Annotated in this window: 14 protein-coding genes; 9 read left to right on the top strand and 5 right to left on the bottom strand. The window is 68.1% G+C overall.

The features are described 5' to 3' along the window. Positions 1-2 precede the first annotated feature (2 nt). Complete coding sequence (locus tag ELY12_RS07205) at positions 3-725, bottom strand: alpha/beta hydrolase (RefSeq protein ID WP_206435792.1); 723 nt, start codon at positions 723-725, stop codon at positions 3-5. A gap of 8 nt (positions 726-733) precedes the next feature. Continuing rightward, positions 734-988, bottom strand: coding sequence for a DUF6356 family protein (locus ELY12_RS07210; protein WP_126176031.1), 255 nt, complete (start codon positions 986-988; stop codon positions 734-736). A 130-nt stretch (positions 989-1118) separates the two neighbouring features. On the opposite strand from ELY12_RS07210, the gene ELY12_RS07215 reads away from it, so the two are divergent. The 3 genes from ELY12_RS07215 to ELY12_RS07225 all read left to right on the top strand — a co-directional run bounded on the left by ELY12_RS07215 (position 1119) and on the right by ELY12_RS07225 (position 5441). Beyond that, entirely contained in the window at positions 1119-2765 is a 1647-nt protein-coding gene (locus tag ELY12_RS07215; RefSeq protein ID WP_164549440.1) for an alkaline phosphatase D family protein, read from the top strand. Between the two features lie 229 nt (positions 2766-2994). Next, positions 2995-4995, top strand: coding sequence for a threonine--tRNA ligase (thrS, locus tag ELY12_RS07220; protein ID WP_126176032.1), 2001 nt, complete (start codon positions 2995-2997; stop codon positions 4993-4995). Beyond that, positions 4992-5441, top strand: a complete 450-nt coding sequence (locus tag ELY12_RS07225; protein ID WP_126176033.1) for an acetyltransferase — start codon at positions 4992-4994, stop codon at positions 5439-5441. The genes thrS and ELY12_RS07225 overlap by 4 nt, the downstream gene beginning before the upstream one ends. On the opposite strand, the gene ELY12_RS14565 is transcribed toward ELY12_RS07225, so the two are convergent. From ELY12_RS14565 to ELY12_RS07235, 3 genes are read right to left on the bottom strand one after another with little or no spacing between them, the layout of a single operon-like run. Further along, positions 5438-5560: a hypothetical protein gene (locus tag ELY12_RS14565; RefSeq protein WP_277600241.1), complete on the bottom strand. Its 123-nt coding sequence runs from the start codon at positions 5558-5560 to the stop codon at positions 5438-5440. The genes ELY12_RS07225 and ELY12_RS14565 overlap by 4 nt on opposite strands. Before the next feature lie 23 nt (positions 5561-5583). After that, a complete protein-coding gene (locus ELY12_RS07230) occupies positions 5584-6561 on the bottom strand; it encodes an agmatine deiminase family protein (RefSeq protein ID WP_126176034.1) in 978 nt (325 codons plus the stop codon). A 10-nt stretch (positions 6562-6571) separates the two neighbouring features. After that, complete coding sequence (locus ELY12_RS07235; RefSeq protein WP_241229765.1) at positions 6572-8269, bottom strand: M28 family peptidase; 1698 nt, start codon at positions 8267-8269, stop codon at positions 6572-6574. A gap of 111 nt (positions 8270-8380) precedes the next feature. Here ELY12_RS07235 and ELY12_RS07240 point away from each other — a divergent pair, with 111 nt between their 5' ends. The 6 genes from ELY12_RS07240 to ELY12_RS07265 all read left to right on the top strand — a co-directional run bounded on the left by ELY12_RS07240 (position 8381) and on the right by ELY12_RS07265 (position 16168). After that, the gene (locus tag ELY12_RS07240) at positions 8381-11071 is read left to right on the top strand and encodes a bifunctional [glutamine synthetase] adenylyltransferase/[glutamine synthetase]-adenylyl-L-tyrosine phosphorylase (protein WP_126176036.1); all 2691 of its coding nucleotides are present in this window, start codon (positions 8381-8383) and stop codon (positions 11069-11071) included. A 3-nt stretch (positions 11072-11074) separates the two neighbouring features. Beyond that, complete coding sequence (locus tag ELY12_RS07245; protein ID WP_126176037.1) at positions 11075-11545, top strand: peroxiredoxin; 471 nt, start codon at positions 11075-11077, stop codon at positions 11543-11545. A gap of 5 nt (positions 11546-11550) precedes the next feature. Then, positions 11551-12342, top strand: coding sequence for a ferritin-like domain-containing protein (locus tag ELY12_RS07250; RefSeq protein WP_126176123.1), 792 nt, complete (start codon positions 11551-11553; stop codon positions 12340-12342). A gap of 209 nt (positions 12343-12551) precedes the next feature. After that, positions 12552-13175, top strand: coding sequence for a M23 family metallopeptidase (locus tag ELY12_RS07255; RefSeq protein WP_126176124.1), 624 nt, complete (start codon positions 12552-12554; stop codon positions 13173-13175). A gap of 143 nt (positions 13176-13318) precedes the next feature. Further along, positions 13319-14851, top strand: coding sequence for an acyl-CoA synthetase (locus ELY12_RS07260; RefSeq protein WP_126176038.1), 1533 nt, complete (start codon positions 13319-13321; stop codon positions 14849-14851). 3 nt (positions 14852-14854) lie between these two features. Further along, a complete protein-coding gene (locus ELY12_RS07265) occupies positions 14855-16168 on the top strand; it encodes a cytochrome P450 (protein ID WP_126176039.1) in 1314 nt (437 codons plus the stop codon). The last annotated feature ends 107 nt before the right edge of the window (positions 16169-16275 follow it).

The following is a 16275-nucleotide window of genomic DNA, read 5'->3' on the forward strand; positions in this document are numbered from 1 at the left end:
CGCTAGAACGACGCCAGCGTGCCTAGCAGCAGCGCAATGTCCTCGTCGCGGCTCAGGTTGTGGTCGCCATCCTTGACCAGCGTCAGGTGAACCTCGGTCGAACGCAGCGCCTGCTGCAGCCGCAGTGACACGTCCCACGGCACCGCGTTGTCGCGCATCCCGTGCACTAGCCGGACGGGGCAATCGATAGCGATCTCGCCCGTCAGCCGGCGTTGCGCCTGGCCGTCGTTCCAGAAACCCGGGTAGAACGGGACCGAGCCGTAGGGGCTGACGTCGTGAACCACTTCCCCCGCGGCAAGGCGCGCCTTGTCGTCGTCGGAGCGGCCCCAATCGGTGAAATCGGGCGCGGCGGCGATGCCCATCAGGCCGTGGAGCCGGGAACCCAGGCGCTCCGCCACCAGCAGCATTAGCCACCCGCCCATCGACGACCCGATCGGCAGGATTGGGCCGTCCGTCACCGCGTCGACGACGGCAAGCACCTCGTCGCGCCAGCGGGAGAGCGTTCCGTTCGCAAACTCCCCGTCCGACTGCCCGCAGCCCGAATAGTCGAGCAGCAGGCAAGCGCCGCCCTGTTCCTCGGCCCAACGATAGAATGCCCCGGCCTTGATGCCGGACATGTCGGATCGGTAGCCAGGCAGGAATACGAGCGTGGGCCGGGAACCGGGCAGGTAGCGATAGGCGATCCGCCGGCCGTCCGGCATCGCGTGGTAGGAGGGCGCGTCCATCGGCGCGGTCAGATCACCCAATCCACCGTCGAGAGTTGGGTAACCGCCTGACCCTTCGCGCGGCGCTGCTCGACCATGATGCGGTTGAGCCGCTGGATCGTGTCGCTCCCCGTGGTCACGCACCACCCCGGCACCACTGCGTGGACCAGCGCGCACATCCCGCCGCGAATCATCGTCAGGCCGAAGCGCGAGGCGACGCCGAAATGCTCGGCATAGGTCTCGTCGACCGAGCGCGGGTGGTCGATGAACAGGCGGCTGATCATGGCGGGCTCCGGGTTGGCGGCTACGGCGGCCTTAACAAATTGCGCGTGCGCTATCCAAGCGGCCGATAAGCGCTTGTCACCGGCGCGCAACCGGCGTCATCTACGGTCCGTTCGAGAGAGGGATCGCTTCATGCCGCCAACACCGCCGCCATTGCCGATGACCGCCGTCGATCGCCGCAGCCTGCTGACGGGCGGCATGCTCGGGCTGGGCTTGATCGCCGCCCCACTCAGCGCGCAGGCGGCGAGCGGCTTCACCCACGGCGTGGCGAGCGGAGAGCCGTCGGCGCGCTCGGTGCTGCTGTGGACGCGCTATGCCGGTAAGCAGGACGCGAAGCTGCGCTGGGAAGTATCCGAGAGCGCCGACTTCGCGCATATTGCCAGCGGGGGTAACGCGGTTGCCGCGCCCGCGCACGACTGGTGCACCAAAGCGGTCGCCACGGGGCTCAAACCTGCCACCTGGTACCACTACCGTTTCATCGCGCCCGACGGGACGATCTCGGGCGTCGGCCGCACCCGCACCCTCCCGGAAGGATCGACCGATCGCTTCCGCATGGCGGTGTTCAGCTGCGCCAACCTCGGTTTCGGCTACTTCAATTCCTACGCGCACGCGGCCGACGCCGACGCGTTCGAGCTCGCCGTGCACCTCGGCGATTACCTCTACGAATACGACCACGACACCTACCCGACCGAAAAGCAGCGCGTCGCGGACCGCACCCCGCTGCCGCTGACCGAAGCGGTGCACCTCGCCGATTACCGCCAACGTTACGCCAGCTACCGCAGCGATCCCGACCTGCTGCGACTCCACCAGATGTACCCGATGATCGCGGTGTTCGACGATCACGAGACCGCCAACGACACCTGGAAGGGCGGGGCGGAGAACCACACGCCCTCGACGGAGGGCCCGTGGGACGCGCGCAAGAAGGCGGCCATGCAGGCCCGCAGCGAGTGGCTGCCGATCAGCGACGAGCCCTGGGCGCGCTACGATGTCGGCGATCTCGCCACGCTGTTCCGGCTCGAAACCCGCCTCACCGCGCGCGACAAGCCATTCGATCTGAGCGGTGTCGTCAAGGGCATGGCGCCCGCGCAGGCGGAAGCGGCGCTCAAGGCGTTCCACGACGGCGCCTACATGGACGCCAAGCGGACGATGATGGGCCCAGCGCAGGAGCAGTGGCTGGCCGACGGGATGAAGGCTTCGGTCAAGTCGGGCCGCAAGTGGCAAGTGCTGGTGCAGCAGGTGGTGATGGGCTCGGTCCTGCTGCCCCCGACGGTCTCGCTCGATCTCGATCCCGAGGTGGAAAAACTCGCCGCCTCGCGCATGGCGGGGCTGCTGGCAGCGACTGCGGCGGGCATCCCGTTCAACATGGATTCGTGGGACGGCTATCCGGCCGCGCGCAAGCGGCTGCTCGATTCGGCGCGCGCGGCGGAGGCCAATCTCGTCGTGCTGTCGGGCGACAGCCATAATGCCTGGGCCTTCGAGCATCCGGGGGCCGGCGTCGAGTTCGGCGGGACTTCGGTCACCTCGCCGGGCGCGGAAAGCTACCTGCCGTTCGTCAAGGCGACCACCTTGGCGAAGGCGCTCATCGGCGCGAACGGCGCGCTCGAGTGGTGCGACACCTCGCGGCGCGGGTACATGGCGGTCGAGCTGACGCCGCAGAAAGCCGCGTGTGCGTGGCGCTTTGCCGATACGGTCAAGCGGCGCGATCCCGCGCACAGCGATACCACCCGCCTCGCGGCGAACCACGGGGCGCGCGCATTCACCGAAGGGTTGAGCGGTTAACCTCTCGCGCTTATAAGCCACCCCGGATGCAGCACCAACGCGCCCTGACTACGACTACTACCACCCCGGTCCTCCGGGGGCGGTCGGTCGCGGTCTGAACCCGCGCCGCCGCCGCCCGGCTTCGGGCGGCAGGCGTCATCCTCCCCAAGCCGGTCCACTTCCCTGACGCCTTTCGGCGCCGCGCCCTTTCTGCCATGGGGCGCCGCGCAAGCGACGGACGGATTTGAGAATGAGCGAGCTTCTGAAGATCAGCCTGCCCGATGGCTCGGTGCGCGAGATGCCGCGGGGCAGCACCCCGGCGGACGTCGCCGCCGCGATCGGCCCGGGCCTCGCCAAGGCCGCGCTCGCCGCGCGCGTGGACGGAGAGCTGCGCGATCTCAACCGCCCGTTCGAGGGCGATGCGCAAGTCGCCCTGGTCACCTCGCGCGATGAGGCAGACGCGCTCGAACTCGCGCGCCACGATTACGCCCATGTGCTCGCCGAGGCGATCCAGTCGCTGTGGCCGGGCACGCAGATCACCTTCGGCCCGGCGACCGACGACGGGTTCTACTACGACGTCATGGCGCCGGACAGCCGCGCGCCCTTCTCGGTCGACGACCTGCCGGCGATCGAGGAGGAAATGCGCCGCATCATCCGCGCCGACAAGCCGCTCACGCGCGAAGTCTGGTCCCGCCAGCAACTGATCGACAAGTGGCAGGCCGACGGCGAGCGCTTCAAGGCCGAGTGGGCCGCCGAACTGCCCGAGGGCGAGGAGCTGACGGTCTATCGATCCGGCGAAGATTGGCTCGACATGTGCCGCGGGCCGCACCTCGCCAGCACGGGCAAGCTCGATCCGCAAGCGTTCAAGCTGACGCGCGTCGCCGGCGCCTACTGGCGCGGCGATCAGAAGAACGCGCAGCTGACGCGCATCTACGGCACCGGCTGGCTCAACAAGAAGCAATTGGACGCTCACCTCCACCGGCTGGAAGAGGCCGCCAAGCGCGACCACCGCAAGCTCGGCAAGGAGATGGACCTGTTCCACCTCCAGGAAGAGGCGCACGGTAGCGTCTTCTGGCACCCGCAGGGCTACAAGATCTGGCGCGAGCTGGAGGCCTACATGCGCCGCCGGCTCGATGCCGCGGGCTATGTCGAGGTGAAGACGCCGCAGGTGATGGACGCCCGCCAGTGGGAGAAGTCCGGCCACTGGGGCAAGTACCGCGAGAACATGTTCGTCATCCCCGACGAGGTGCCCAACACCGAGGACGAGGGCCCGCTGGTGTCGGACGACGCCGAGTGGATGGCGCTGAAGCCGATGAACTGCCCGGCGCACGTACTGATCTTCAAGCAGGGCATCACCAGCTACCGCGACCTGCCGCTGCGCATGGCCGAGTTCGGCTGCTGCCACCGCAACGAGCCGCATGGCGCGCTCCACGGCATCATGCGGGTGCGCCAGTTCACGCAGGACGACGCGCACATCTTCGTGCGCGAGGACCAGTTGGTCGACGAGGTGCGCGACTTCTGCGACCTGCTCGACAGCGTCTACAAGGATCTCGGTTTCGACCAGTACGCGATCAAGCTCGCGCTGCGGCCCGAGAAGCGGTTCGGGTCGGACGAGATGTGGGACCAGGCCGAGCAGGAGCTGCGCGACGCAGTCGCCGCGTCCGGCCGGGCGACCGAGGAGTTCGGGTGGGAAGAGCTGCCGGGCGAGGGCGCGTTCTATGCGCCGAAGCTCGAATTCCACCTGACCGACGCGATCGGGCGGACGTGGCAGGTGGGCACGATCCAGTCGGACCGCGTGCTGCCCGAGCGGCTGGACGCCAGTTACATCGGCGAAGACGGTGTTCGGCACCGTCCGGTCATGCTGCACCGCGCTGTTCTCGGCACTTTCGAGCGCTTCATTGGCATCCTGATCGAGCATTTTGCCGGCAAGCTGCCGATCTGGCTCGCGCCGACGCAGGCGGTGGTGGCGACGATCGTCTCCGATGCGGACGACTACGCGAACGAGGTGCTGGCCAAGCTCGCCGCCGCCGGAATCCGCGCCGAAAGCGACCTCCGCAACGAGAAGATCAACTACAAGGTGCGCGATCACTCGCTGAAGAAAGTCCCGCACCTGCTGGTGGTCGGCAAGCGCGAGGCGGAGGAGGGCACTGTCGCCCTGCGCACGCTCGGCGCGGAGCACCAGAAGGTCATGCCGCTCGACGAGGCAATTGCATGGCTCAGGGCAGAGGCGACCCCGCCCGATCTGCGATGAACATTCGTGCCGGCTCCGAGGCGGACGTCCCTCGCGCGCTGGAAATCTGCCGCGCGGCGGTCGACGCCACCCATGGGTTCCTGACGCTCGAGGACCGGGTCGAGATCGATCGCATGGTCGCCGAGGAATTTCTGCCGAACGTCGATTTGTGGCTGGTCGACGATGACCAGGGCCGCGCGGTGGGGTTCCTGGTCATGGACGGCGAGATGATCGACGCGCTGTTCGTCGATCCGGCGGTGCACGGCCAGGGCTTCGGCACTGCTTTGCTGGTGCATGCGCTGACGCTCGCACCCGGTGCGCTGGTCGAAGCGAGCGAGCAGGCGACCAATGCGCTGCCGTTCTACGAGGCGCGCGGCTTCGTCAGAATTGGACGCTCCGAGACGGACCCGCAGGGACGGCCCTATCCGCTCGTCCTGCTGCGCCACATGGGCGCGGCACTGAACTAGAAGGGCAGCGCGCGGCCGGCGAAGATGAGCGCCAACGGACAGCCGGTCGCGAGCACGAAGCGGATCACTTCGCACGCGGGCGACTCGGTGGTCAGAACGTGGGCGACAGCCTTGGCCATGCACGCATCGTGCGCGCGAAGCCCTAATGTGGAGTTAAAGCCGGCATCTGTTGGCTGGCGCAGTGAAAGCCCCCGCCGCCCGCCAGCACCGCATCGGCAGGTAGGCCGATGGTGGGACGGTCGGGGAATAGCGCGGCGATCGCCGCGACCCCGTCGGCATCATGGAGCGAGCCGAAGGTCGGCACCACCACCAGGTTGGTGGTGATGGCGAAGTTGGCGTAGCTCGCCGGCTCGATGAAATCGCCGCGGGTGATGAGGCCGGGCGAGGGAATCTCGACCACATCGACCCCGAACGCCTCCGCGCGCGCCCTGGCGTCGGCGTAGATCGCGGCGTTGGGATCGTCCGGCCCGGTCGCGCGCGGCAGCGCCAACCGGTTGGGCCCGACGAACCGCGCGAGGTTGTCGACATGACCGTCGGTGTGATCGTTGAGCAGGCCGTCGCCGAGCCACAGCACCCGGTCGAAGCCGAGGTCACGCTTCAGCCGCGCTTCGATCTCGCCGCGCGACAGCTCGGGATTGCGGTTGGGGTTGAGCAGGCACTGCTCGGTGGTGACGACGAGGCCGGTGCCGTCGCCGTCGATAGCCCCGCCTTCCAGGATCCAGTCGGACTCGCTCACCGCCAGCCCGGCATCGCGGGCAAGCTCGGCGCCGATCTCCTGGTCGCCCGCCATCAGGTACTTGCCGCCCCAGCCGTTGAAGCGGCAGCGCAGCGCGGCTCCGTCAGCGCGCACCAGCGGCCCGGTATCGCGCAGCCACACGTCGCCGAAGGTCCGCCGCTCCAGCCTGACCGCGCCCGAGACGAGGCTGCGCGCCCGCGCCTCGTTCGCCGCGTCGCGGACCAGCAGGCGCACTCCCTGCCCGCTTTCCGCCACCGCGTTGGCGAATGCTGCGATCTGTTCCTGCGCGCGCTCTAGGACCTCAGGCCATTCGTCGGCATCGTGCGGGAAGCCGATCCACAGCCAGTCCTGCGGCGCCCACTCGGGCGGCATCAGCGCGGTCATGGCGCTGCCGTCAGCAGCCCGCGGTGTGAGCGGCGCAGTCCTTGTCGCGCACCGCCCGGAATTCGTCGCTCGCGCGCCAGTTGGGCCACGTGGTCCCTTCGGCGAGCAGGCGGCCGAGGCGGAAGTAGAGGGCGAGGTCCTCGGTCATGCCGGCCCAGTCCCAGCTATCCGAATACTCGTCGCTCGGCTGGTGGTAACGGTTCTCGACGTAGTCCTTGGCCGCTGCGTCGCCCGCTGCGGTGCCCCCGCTTACGAGGTTATTGCCGCGTCCGAGGTCGAACATCGGCACCCCGCGCTTGGCGAAGCTGAAGTGGTCGGAACGGTAGTACGAACCCTTCTCGGGGCTATCCTCTGCCGACTCCAGCAGCCCTTGCTCACCCAGCACCTGGCGAAACAGGTCGGTGAGCTCGCTCTTGTCGCCGCCGGTCATCGCGTAGTCGCGCGCGCGGCCGCCCGGCTGTAGCGCATCGATGTTCACCCCGCCGACGGTCTGCGACAGCGGGTAAATCGGGTTCTGCGCGTAATATTCGGAACCGAGCAGGCCCGATTCTTCCAGCGTCAGCGCGATGAACACCTGGCTGCGGGCGGTCGGGCCGGCGCGGCGGTTGGCGTCGGCCAGCGCGGTGATCGCGCCCACGCCGGTCGCGTTGTCGACCGCGCCGTTGCAGATGTCGTCGCCGGTCGAGTCTGGCGTGCAGCGGCCCAAGTGATCCCAGTGAGCCGAGTAGAGCACGTACTCGTCCTTGCGGGTGGTGCCGGGCAAAATGCCGACGACGTTGTGCGAGTTCGCTTTGCGGATCGCGTTGTCGAACCCGAAGCTGGCGGTGAGGCCGAGCGGCACCGGCTTGAAGCCCTTCCTCTGCGCTGCTGCGGTCAGGCTGGCGAGGTTCTTGCCCGCCGCGCCCAGGATCGCCTCGGCGACGGGCTTCTGCACCCAGCCGTTGGCCATCGTCTGGCTCATCCCGTCGTCGGCGGTCTGGACGTAGTACTGCGCGCCGGTCCAGCTCGAGTTGACGACGTTCCAGCCATAGGCGGCGGGGAAGGTGTCATGGACGATGATCGCGGCGGCCGCGCCCTGGCGGGCGGCTTCCTCGTACTTGTAGGTCCAGCGGCCGTAGTAGGTCATCCGCCGGCCCTTGAAGAGGCCGTCCTGCCCTTCCATCGCGTAGTCGGGATCGTTGACCAGGATGACCGCGGTCTTCCCCTTCATGTCGATCCCCGCGTAGTCGTTCCAGCCGAGCTCGGGCGCATTGATGCCGTAGCCGACGAACACCAGCGGGCTGTTCTGGATGCGGGTCTGCGGGGTGACGCGGTAGCTTGCCGCGACGTACTGGTCGCCGAACGAGAAGTTGAGCGGCTTGGCCCCGCCGCTGACGGTGAGCGGGGTGTAGTTGCTGCCCGTGATCTCGACCGTCGGCACATCCTGCAGCCACTCGCCGTGATTGCCCGGCTGCAGCCCGGCCTGCTTGAACTTGGCAATGATGTAGTCGAGCACCTTGGGCTCGACTGCGGTGCTGGGGGCGCGGCCCTCGAAATCGTCCTGAGACAGACGCTTGGTCACCTCCTGCATCAGCGGGATCGACGGCGCGACGGCGGCCTCGGCGCTGCTGCTGCTCGCGAGAACGATCTCATCGCCCCCTGAAGTGGTGGTGCACGAGGCGAGCGTCAGCGAGGCGAGAGCGGCAAAGGCGAGGGGGCGATAGGACACGGGGCGACCTCCAGGCTGGGGAAGAACGCGTCGGCCCTGCCACGCGCTCGACCGGCGCACAACCCGGCTGCGGCTTGCGCTGCGGCGGCGCATCGGCTTGTTACTCGGGCGATGGCGGCCGACTGGTATGAAGCGTTCAAGCGCGCGCGGGGACATGCTCCGTTTCTTGCGCACGCGCTCGACCGCCTGCCCGAATTGGCGGAGCTGCTCGCGGCGGGCGATGGTGACGCCGCGCTCGCCTGGTCGCGCGCTGCCGGCGAAGGTATCGACGATGTCGGCAAAGCGCTGCGGCGCGAGCGGCTGGCATATTCCGCTGCGCTGGCTGTGGGCGATCTGGCGGGTGCCTTTCCGCTCGCGCAGGTGACCGCGGAGCTTTCGGCGCTGGCCGACCGCTCGCTCGACGCCGCGATCCGGGCGGCGATCGCTCAGCGCGTGCCGGGGGCTGAGAGCGCCGGAATGATCGCGCTTGCGCTTGGCAAACATGGCGCGGGCGAGCTTAACTACAGCTCCGATATCGACCCGATCCTGCTCTACGATCCAGCCATCCTCCCGCGCCGCGAGCGCGACGAACCCGCCGAAGCCGCGAACAGGTACGCGCGCGAAATTGTGCGGCTGCTCAGCGAGGTGACCGCCGACGGGTACGTGTTCCGCGTCGACCTGCGGCTGCGCCCCGCTTCCGAGGTCAGCCCGCTGGCGATCCCGGTCGATGGCGCGCTGACGCACTACGAAAGCTCGGCACTGGCGTGGGAGCGGGCGGCCTTTATCCGCGCCCGGGCGGCGGCGGGCGACGTGGAAGCGGGCGAGCGCTTCCTCGCTGCGATCCGACCGTTCGTGTGGCGCCGTAGCCTCGACTTCGGCGCAATCGGCGAGATCCGGCGCCTCACCGCGCGCATTCGTGCCAGCCACGCTGGGCCGCGCGTGCCGGGGCCGGGGTTCAACCTCAAGCTCGGGCGCGGCGGCATCCGCGAGGTCGAGTTCTTCGCGCAAACCCACCAGCTCATCCACGGCGGGCGCGACCTGTCGCTGCGGGTGCGTGGCACGCGGGCGGCGCTCGATGCCCTAGCTGCGTCAAGTATCGTTTCGATCGAAGATGCGAGCGCGCTGGGCGACGCCTATGACCGCCTGCGCACGCTCGAACACAGGCTGCAGATGGTCGGCGACCGGCAGACCCATGTGCTGCCCGCGGGCGAGGAGCTGGACAATGTCGCCCGGCTCGAAGGGCTGCCCGACGGCGCGGCGCTGGTTGCCGAGGTGGCGCGCGTGACCGACACAGTGGCCCGCCGCTACGATACCCTGATCGAGGCTGAGGATACGAAGACCGCCATCCCGGTGCGCGGCGACGCCTTGGCGGCGCGCCTGCAGAATCTCGGTTTCGGCGAGGCGGAGCGGATTGCAGAACAGATCGCCGGCTGGAGCGACGGCCGCATCCGCGCGCTGCGCTCGGAAGCCGCGCGCGAGGCGTTTGAAAGCTTGCTGCCCGCTTTACTCGAACGGCTTGCCGCCGCGCCCGAGCCGGCGCAGGCGCTCAACCGGTGGGAGCGCGTGCTCGCCGCCAGCCCGAGCGCGATCAATCTGTTCAACCTGCTCAACAAACGTCCTGCGTTGCTCGACCAATTGGTTCGCATCCTCGTGCTGGCCCCGACGCTGGCCGACGAGCTCGGGCGCCGGCCGGAGCTGCTCGACACGCTGATCGACCGCCGGGCGCTCGATCTGCCGGGCGCGGTCGAGGAGATCGCGGCGCGCATGGCGCTTGGAGAAGACCGCGACGACTACGAGAACCGACTCGACCGCATTCGCCGCGTGACGGGCGAGCTGCGCTTCGCGCTCGGCCTGCAGACCATCGCGGCGGTCCACGATCCGCTGGCGATCGGCGCGGCGCTGTCGCGGACAGCCGAGGCGGCGCTCGATACCGTGCAGCACGCAGCGGTCGCCGAGTTCGAGCAGGCGCATGGCCGCGTTCCCGGGGGCGAGCTCGTGGTGCTGGGGCTTGGGCGGCTCGGCGGCGGGACGCTGACCCATGCCTCCGATCTCGACCTCATCTACCTGTTCACTGGCGAGTTCACCGGCGAGTCTGATGGCCGGCGCCCGCTCGGCGTGACTCACTACTTCAACCGCCTCGCGCAGCGGGTCACGGCCGGGCTCAGCGTGCCGACTGCCGAGGGCGCGCTGTATGAAGTCGATACCCGGCTGCGGCCGCAAGGCGCGCAAGGCCCGCTCGCAGTCAGCTTCGCGAGCTTCGCCCGCTACCAGCAGGAGGATGCGTGGACCTGGGAGCACATGGCGCTCACCCGCGCGCGGCCGCTGACCGGCTCACCCTCGGCGCGCGCGGAACTTCAGGACATTATCGCCGACGTGCTCGCCCGTCCGCGCGACCCCGAGACGCTAAAGGCCGACGTGCTCAAGATGCGCGGCGAGATGGCGGCGCATAAGCCGCCGCGCGGGCCGCTCGACGCCAAGCTGCTGCGCGGTGGGTTGGTCGATCTCGAGTTCCTGATCCACTTCGTCCAGCTGCGCGAACGCCAGGGCTTCGACCCCGATCTGGAGCGCGCACTCGCGGCGCTTGCCGAAGCAGGCCTGCTGTCGCCGCACTTGCTCGATGCGCTGCGGCTGATGACTCGGCTGCTCATCGCCAGCCGCTTGCTGGCGCCCGAGCTCGAAGAGCCTGCCCCGGCCGCAGCTGCCGCCTTGGCCGAGGCCTGCGGTCACGCGGACATGCCCGCGCTATTGCAAGCCTTCGACTCCGCGCGGCAGGAAGTCGCCGAAGCCTGGGCCGATTCGTTCGGCCAGCCGCTGGAGACCTGACGCATGAGCAAACCCGCCGTGGGCGATCCGATGCCCGACATTGCCATGGAAACGCCCGACGGCGGCAGCCTGCGGCCATCGGACCTGCGCGGCAGACCCGCGGTGATCTGGTTCTACCCCAAGGACAACACGCCCGGCTGCACGACCGAGGCGAAAGACTTCACCGCGCTCGCGGATGATTTTGCCAAGGCCGGCGTCGCGCTGCTCGGGGTGTCGAAGGATCCGCCCAAGAAGCACCAGGGCTTCATCGCCAAGCACGCGCTGACCGTGCCGCTCGCGACCGACGCCGCCGAGGGCGGGCTCAGCGACGCGCTCGGCATCTGGACCGAGAAGCAGCTCTACGGGAAAAAGTTCATCGGCATGGTCCGCACCACCTACCTGCTCGATGCGGAGGGGCGGATCGCGCGCGTGTGGGACAAGGTGAAGGTCAATGGCCACGCCGCCGAAGTGCTGGAGGCCGCGAAGGCGTTGTGACCGGCCTGCCCTCGGTCGGCGGCGCGATCGTCGGCGCTCTGCTCACTGCCGATCCGCATGCGAAGGCCATGGCGGCGCGCAAGGTCGCGCGCGACTGGCGGCTCGGGCGGCTGGACTTCGTGTTCGACGCGGCCATGCCCGATCGTCCGGCGCGTCCCGATCGCCCTGAACTACTCCCGCCCAACCAGATGCCGAAACGCGGCAAGGGCGGGTCGGAGCGGGGCCGCATCGCGCTATGGCACGCACTCGCGCACATCGAATTCGTCGCGATCGACTTGGCGCTCGATATTGCAGGCCGGTTTGGCGCGGAGATGGGACGGGAGTTCGTGTCGGACTTCCTCGCCGTCGCCGCGGACGAGGCGATGCACTTCGCCTTGCTCGACCGGCACCTCGTCTCGCTCGGCAGCGGATACGGGGCGCTGCCCGCGCATGACGGCCTGTGGGAAGCGGCCGAGGAGACCGCGCACGATGTCGCCGCGCGGCTCGCCATAGTGCCGATGGTACTGGAAGCGCGTGGGCTCGACGTGACGCCGGCGACGATCGTGCGCGCACGCACGCAAGGCGATGAAAGCGGCGCGCGCATCCTCGAACGAATCCTTGACGATGAAATTCGCCACGTCGCGGTGGGCGCCAAGCACTTTAACGTCTGCGCGCGAATCCGCCGCGAAGACGCCGAAAACCTATGGATTTCGCTGGTGCGCAGGCATTTTCGCGGGGGTCTGAAGCCTCCGTTCAACGACTCAGCGCGTGTTGCAGCCGGTTTATCGCTCAGTGCCTGCGGTGCACTTGCTTGTTAAACATTTGCCCGGTTAACCCACAATCCACGAGACGGCGGGGGGTTCCGACCATCTCAAAATAATGTTCGCGCAGGCCGCTTCGGCGATCTGCACGTGGGTTCGCAGCGGTGCCGGGGGGCGCCGCGAAACAAAGGACGGGTATTTTGGTCGCAAGCCTTATCCAGCGCCGGGTCGTAGCTGCACTCGCGGCATTCGGTGCGTTCTTCTCGATGGGCACCGCGCCTGCTTTCGCCAACGCCAGCGCCGCTTCGGCCGACATCGCCGCTCCGGTGCGCGATGCCAAGGCTTCGGGCATCTCGGGCCCGGACGAGCAGTTCAAGCAGCTCTTCTCGACCTGGCAATCGCTCGACAACGGCGGTCCGGTCACCAGCGTTTCCACTCCGGTCGCGCCGACCATGGGCGTGTCGATCCCGTCGCGGGCCCCGCTCGCCGCTTCGACCACCACCAGCAGCTACGGCATGCGCGAACACCCGGTGCTCGGCGGCATGAAGGCGCACAAGGGCATTGACCTCGCCGCGCCGACCGGCACCCCGGTCTATGCGACCGCCGACGGCACCGTCGAGCGCGCCGACTGGTTCTCGAGCTACGGCCTCTACGTCGCAATCGAGCACGGCAGCGACCTCGAAACCCGCTACGCTCACATGAGCCGCCTGGCAGTTGCCGCCGGCCAGCACGTCCGCAAGGGCGAGATCATCGGCTACGTCGGCACCACCGGCCGTTCGACCGGCCCGCACCTGCATTACGAAGTCCGCGTCGGCGGCGAAGCGGTCAACCCGATCCCGTACATGGCTGAAACTCGCGCCAGCGGCGGAGCGGTGCTCGCGGCCAAGTAATTCGAAGCGACATAGGCCTGCCACGGCAGGCTCCGACACTCAGGGAGAGGGTGCTCGGATAAGGGCGATCGGTGACAAACCGGTCGCCCTTTTCGCTTGCCCGGTTGCGATACGAAACTAGTCTCCCCAGCCGGGAGAAGAGAATGCATCCGACGACTCACGCGAATACCCGGCCCGACCATCCGGCGATCATCATGGCGGCCAGCGGACAGACGGTCACCTTCGGCGAGATGGAAGACGCCGCCAACCGCGTGGCGCAACTGTTCCGCGCACATGGCATCGGCCCCGGCGACACCGTGGGCCTGTGGCTGGAGAACCGGGTCGAATACCTCGAGATCGCGTGGGGCAACCAGCGCGCGGGCACCGTGCTGGTGCCGATCTCGACCCACCTTACCGCTGATGAGGTGGCCTACATCCTGCAGGACAGCGGCGCGAAGCTGCTGATCAGCTCGTCCTATTTTACGCCTCGTCTGGAAGAACTGAAGGCGCTTGCCCCCGAGGTCGAGCAACTGGTGTTCGAAGGCACGCCCGATGCGTCTGCGGCGATCGCGGCGATGCCGGCCGCGCCGCTCGCCGACCAGAGCGTGGGCCTGGCGATGCTCTACAGCTCGGGCACCACCGGGCGTCCTAAGGGCATCAAGCCCGCGACCCCGCCCGATCCCGATCATATGGCGGTCTCGCCGCTGCTGATGCTCGCCGCGCACGCGTTCGGCTGGCCGACCGACGGCAGCGTCGTCTACCTCTCGCCCGGCCCGCTCTACCATGCCGCGCCGTTTCGCTGGACGATGACCGCGCACGCGCTTGGTGGCACGGTCGTGATTATGGAAAAGTTCGACGCCGAGGCGGCGCTGCAGGCGATCGAGAAGTACAAGGTCACCGACAGCCAGTGGGTGCCGACGCACTTCGTCCGCATGCTCAAGCTTCCGGAGGATGCGCGGAGCCGCTACGATCTCTCGACCCATAAGCGCGCGATCCACGCGGCAGCGCCGTGCCCGGTCGACGTCAAGCATGCGATGATCGACTGGTGGGGGCCGATCCTGCTCGAATACTATGCGGGCTCGGAAGGCAACGGCATGACCTTTGCGACCTCGCAGCAGTGGCTCGATCACCCCGGATCGGTCGGCAAGCCGATCATGGGCACGCCGCACATCTGCGATGCCGACGGCAACGAAGTGCCGCTGGGCGAAGAGGGCGTGGTATTCTTCGATAACGAGACCCAGTTCGCCTACCACAACGACCCCGAAAAGACCGCAGAGGCGACGCACGCCCGGGGTTGGACCACGCTGGGCGACATCGGCAAGCTGGACGAGGACGGCTTCCTTTACCTGACCGACCGGCGCAGCAACATGATCATTTCGGGCGGGGTCAACATCTACCCGCAGGAGGTCGAGAACCTCCTCATCACCCATCCCAAGGTGACCGACGCCGCGGTGATCGGCGCGCCCGATCCCGACATGGGCGAACGCGTGGTCGCGGTGGTCCAGCCGGCCGACATGGGCGCCGCGGGCGAGAGCCTGAAGGCCGAGCTGCTCGACTACCTCGGCACCAAGCTCGCCCGTCTGAAGCTGCCGCGCGAGATCGACTTCCGGGCCGAGCTTCCGCGCGAGGCGAACGGCAAGCTCTACAAGCGCAAGCTCAAGGACGAGTACCGCCAGCGCGCGACCGAGGAGGCATAAAGCATGGCCACTCTAGCCAAAGAGAACGTCGCCCCGGCCGACATTGCCTGGGAGGTGATCGACCCCAAGGCCTACGCCGAGTGGGACCACCTGCTCGACACCTTCGACTGGCTGCGCGAACACATGCCGGTCGCGCGGATCGAGCGGCCCGAGGCGCTGCATCCGCCATTCTGGCTAGTGACCCGCTACGACGACGTGATGCGCATCTCGAAGGACAACGCGACCTTCCTCAACAACCCGCGCACGGTGGTGTTCAGCACTAACGACGGGATCGAGTTCGCCAAGGCGTACTCGGGCGGGACGGAGCACATGGTGGCGAGCCTCGTCACCTTCGACGCGCCGATCCACATGAAGTACCGCAAGCTGACCCAGGAATGGTTCATGCCCAAGAACCTGCGCACGATCGAGGGTGAGGTGCGCGGGATCGCCAAGGCCGCGGTCGACCGGCTGCTGGCGGCGGCGGGAGAAAACGGCGGGGTCGTCGACTTCAGCAAGGCCGTCGCGGCGCCTTACCCGCTACACGTGGTCATGCAGATCCTCGGCGTGCCCGAGAAAGACGAGCAGCGCATGCTCATGCTCACCCAGCAGATGTTCGGCGGGCAGGACGAGGACTTGAACCAGTCGGGGATGAAAGACCTGCCGCCCGAAGTGGTGCTGCAGATCGTCGCCGGGGCGGTGAAGGACTTCGAGGCCTACTTCGCCAAGCTGACCGCCGAGAAGCGGGCCAATCCGACCGGCGATGTCGCCAGCACGATCGCCAACGCCACCGTCGACGGCGAGCCTCTCAATGACCGCGACATGATGGGCTACTACATCATCGTCGCCGCCGCCGGGCATGACACCACCAGCGCCTCGACCGCCGGGGCGATGCTGGCGCTGGCGCAGGATCCCGAGCAATGGGCTCGGGTCAAGGCCGACCGCTCGCTGCTCGCCGGGATCGTCGAGGAAGCGATCCGCTGGACCAGCCCGGTGCAACACTTCATGCGCACCGCGGCCGAGGATACCGAAGTGGGCGGGCAGAAGATCGCCAAGGGCGACTGGCTGATGATCAACTACGTCGCCGCCAATCATGATCCGGCGCAGTTCGATAACCCGCGCAAGTTCGATGCGGCGCGGAGTCCGAATCGCCACCTCGCGTTCGGCGCGGGCGCGCACCAGTGCCTCGGCCTCCACCTCGCCAGGCTGGAGATGCGCATCCTGTTCGAGGAACTGCTCGACCGAATCGATGCGGTCGAACTGGCGGGCGAAGCCAAGCGCTCGAACTCGACTTTCGTCGGCGGGCTCAAGACGCTGCCGCTCAGGATCACACCGGGCTAAGCAGCGCGAAAATCACCCGCGGAGGGACCGAATCCGCTACCGCGCGATAGTTGCCTCTGCTACCAATTGGCCATGCAACAGGGAAGGATGACCGGCCGCCCGGTACG

It is taken from the genome of Tsuneonella rigui, assembly GCF_003958625.1.
In the GTDB taxonomy this organism is placed as follows: domain Bacteria; phylum Pseudomonadota; class Alphaproteobacteria; order Sphingomonadales; family Sphingomonadaceae; genus Tsuneonella; species Tsuneonella rigui.

Excerpts from the sequence above, each read along its gene's own strand:
- ELY12_RS07205 (WP_206435792.1), bottom strand. The coding sequence starts at position 725 with ATGGACGCGCCCTCCTACCACGCGATGCCGGACGGCCGGCGGATCGCC.
- ELY12_RS07225 (WP_126176033.1), top strand. The coding sequence starts at position 4,992 with ATGAACATTCGTGCCGGCTCCGAGGCGGACGTCCCTCGCGCGCTGGAA.
- ELY12_RS07215 (WP_164549440.1), top strand. The coding sequence starts at position 1,119 with ATGCCGCCAACACCGCCGCCATTGCCGATGACCGCCGTCGATCGCCGC.
- ELY12_RS07245 (WP_126176037.1), top strand. The coding sequence starts at position 11,075 with ATGAGCAAACCCGCCGTGGGCGATCCGATGCCCGACATTGCCATGGAA.
- ELY12_RS07265 (WP_126176039.1), top strand. The coding sequence starts at position 14,855 with ATGGCCACTCTAGCCAAAGAGAACGTCGCCCCGGCCGACATTGCCTGG.
- ELY12_RS07260 (WP_126176038.1), top strand. The coding sequence starts at position 13,319 with ATGCATCCGACGACTCACGCGAATACCCGGCCCGACCATCCGGCGATC.
- thrS (WP_126176032.1), top strand. The coding sequence starts at position 2,995 with ATGAGCGAGCTTCTGAAGATCAGCCTGCCCGATGGCTCGGTGCGCGAG.
- ELY12_RS07230 (WP_126176034.1), bottom strand. The coding sequence starts at position 6,561 with ATGACCGCGCTGATGCCGCCCGAGTGGGCGCCGCAGGACTGGCTGTGG.
- ELY12_RS07240 (WP_126176036.1), top strand. The coding sequence starts at position 8,381 with ATGGCGGCCGACTGGTATGAAGCGTTCAAGCGCGCGCGGGGACATGCT.
- ELY12_RS07210 (WP_126176031.1), bottom strand. The coding sequence starts at position 988 with ATGATCAGCCGCCTGTTCATCGACCACCCGCGCTCGGTCGACGAGACC.
- ELY12_RS14565 (WP_277600241.1), bottom strand. The coding sequence starts at position 5,560 with ATGGCCAAGGCTGTCGCCCACGTTCTGACCACCGAGTCGCCCGCGTGC.
- ELY12_RS07255 (WP_126176124.1), top strand. The coding sequence starts at position 12,552 with ATGGGCACCGCGCCTGCTTTCGCCAACGCCAGCGCCGCTTCGGCCGAC.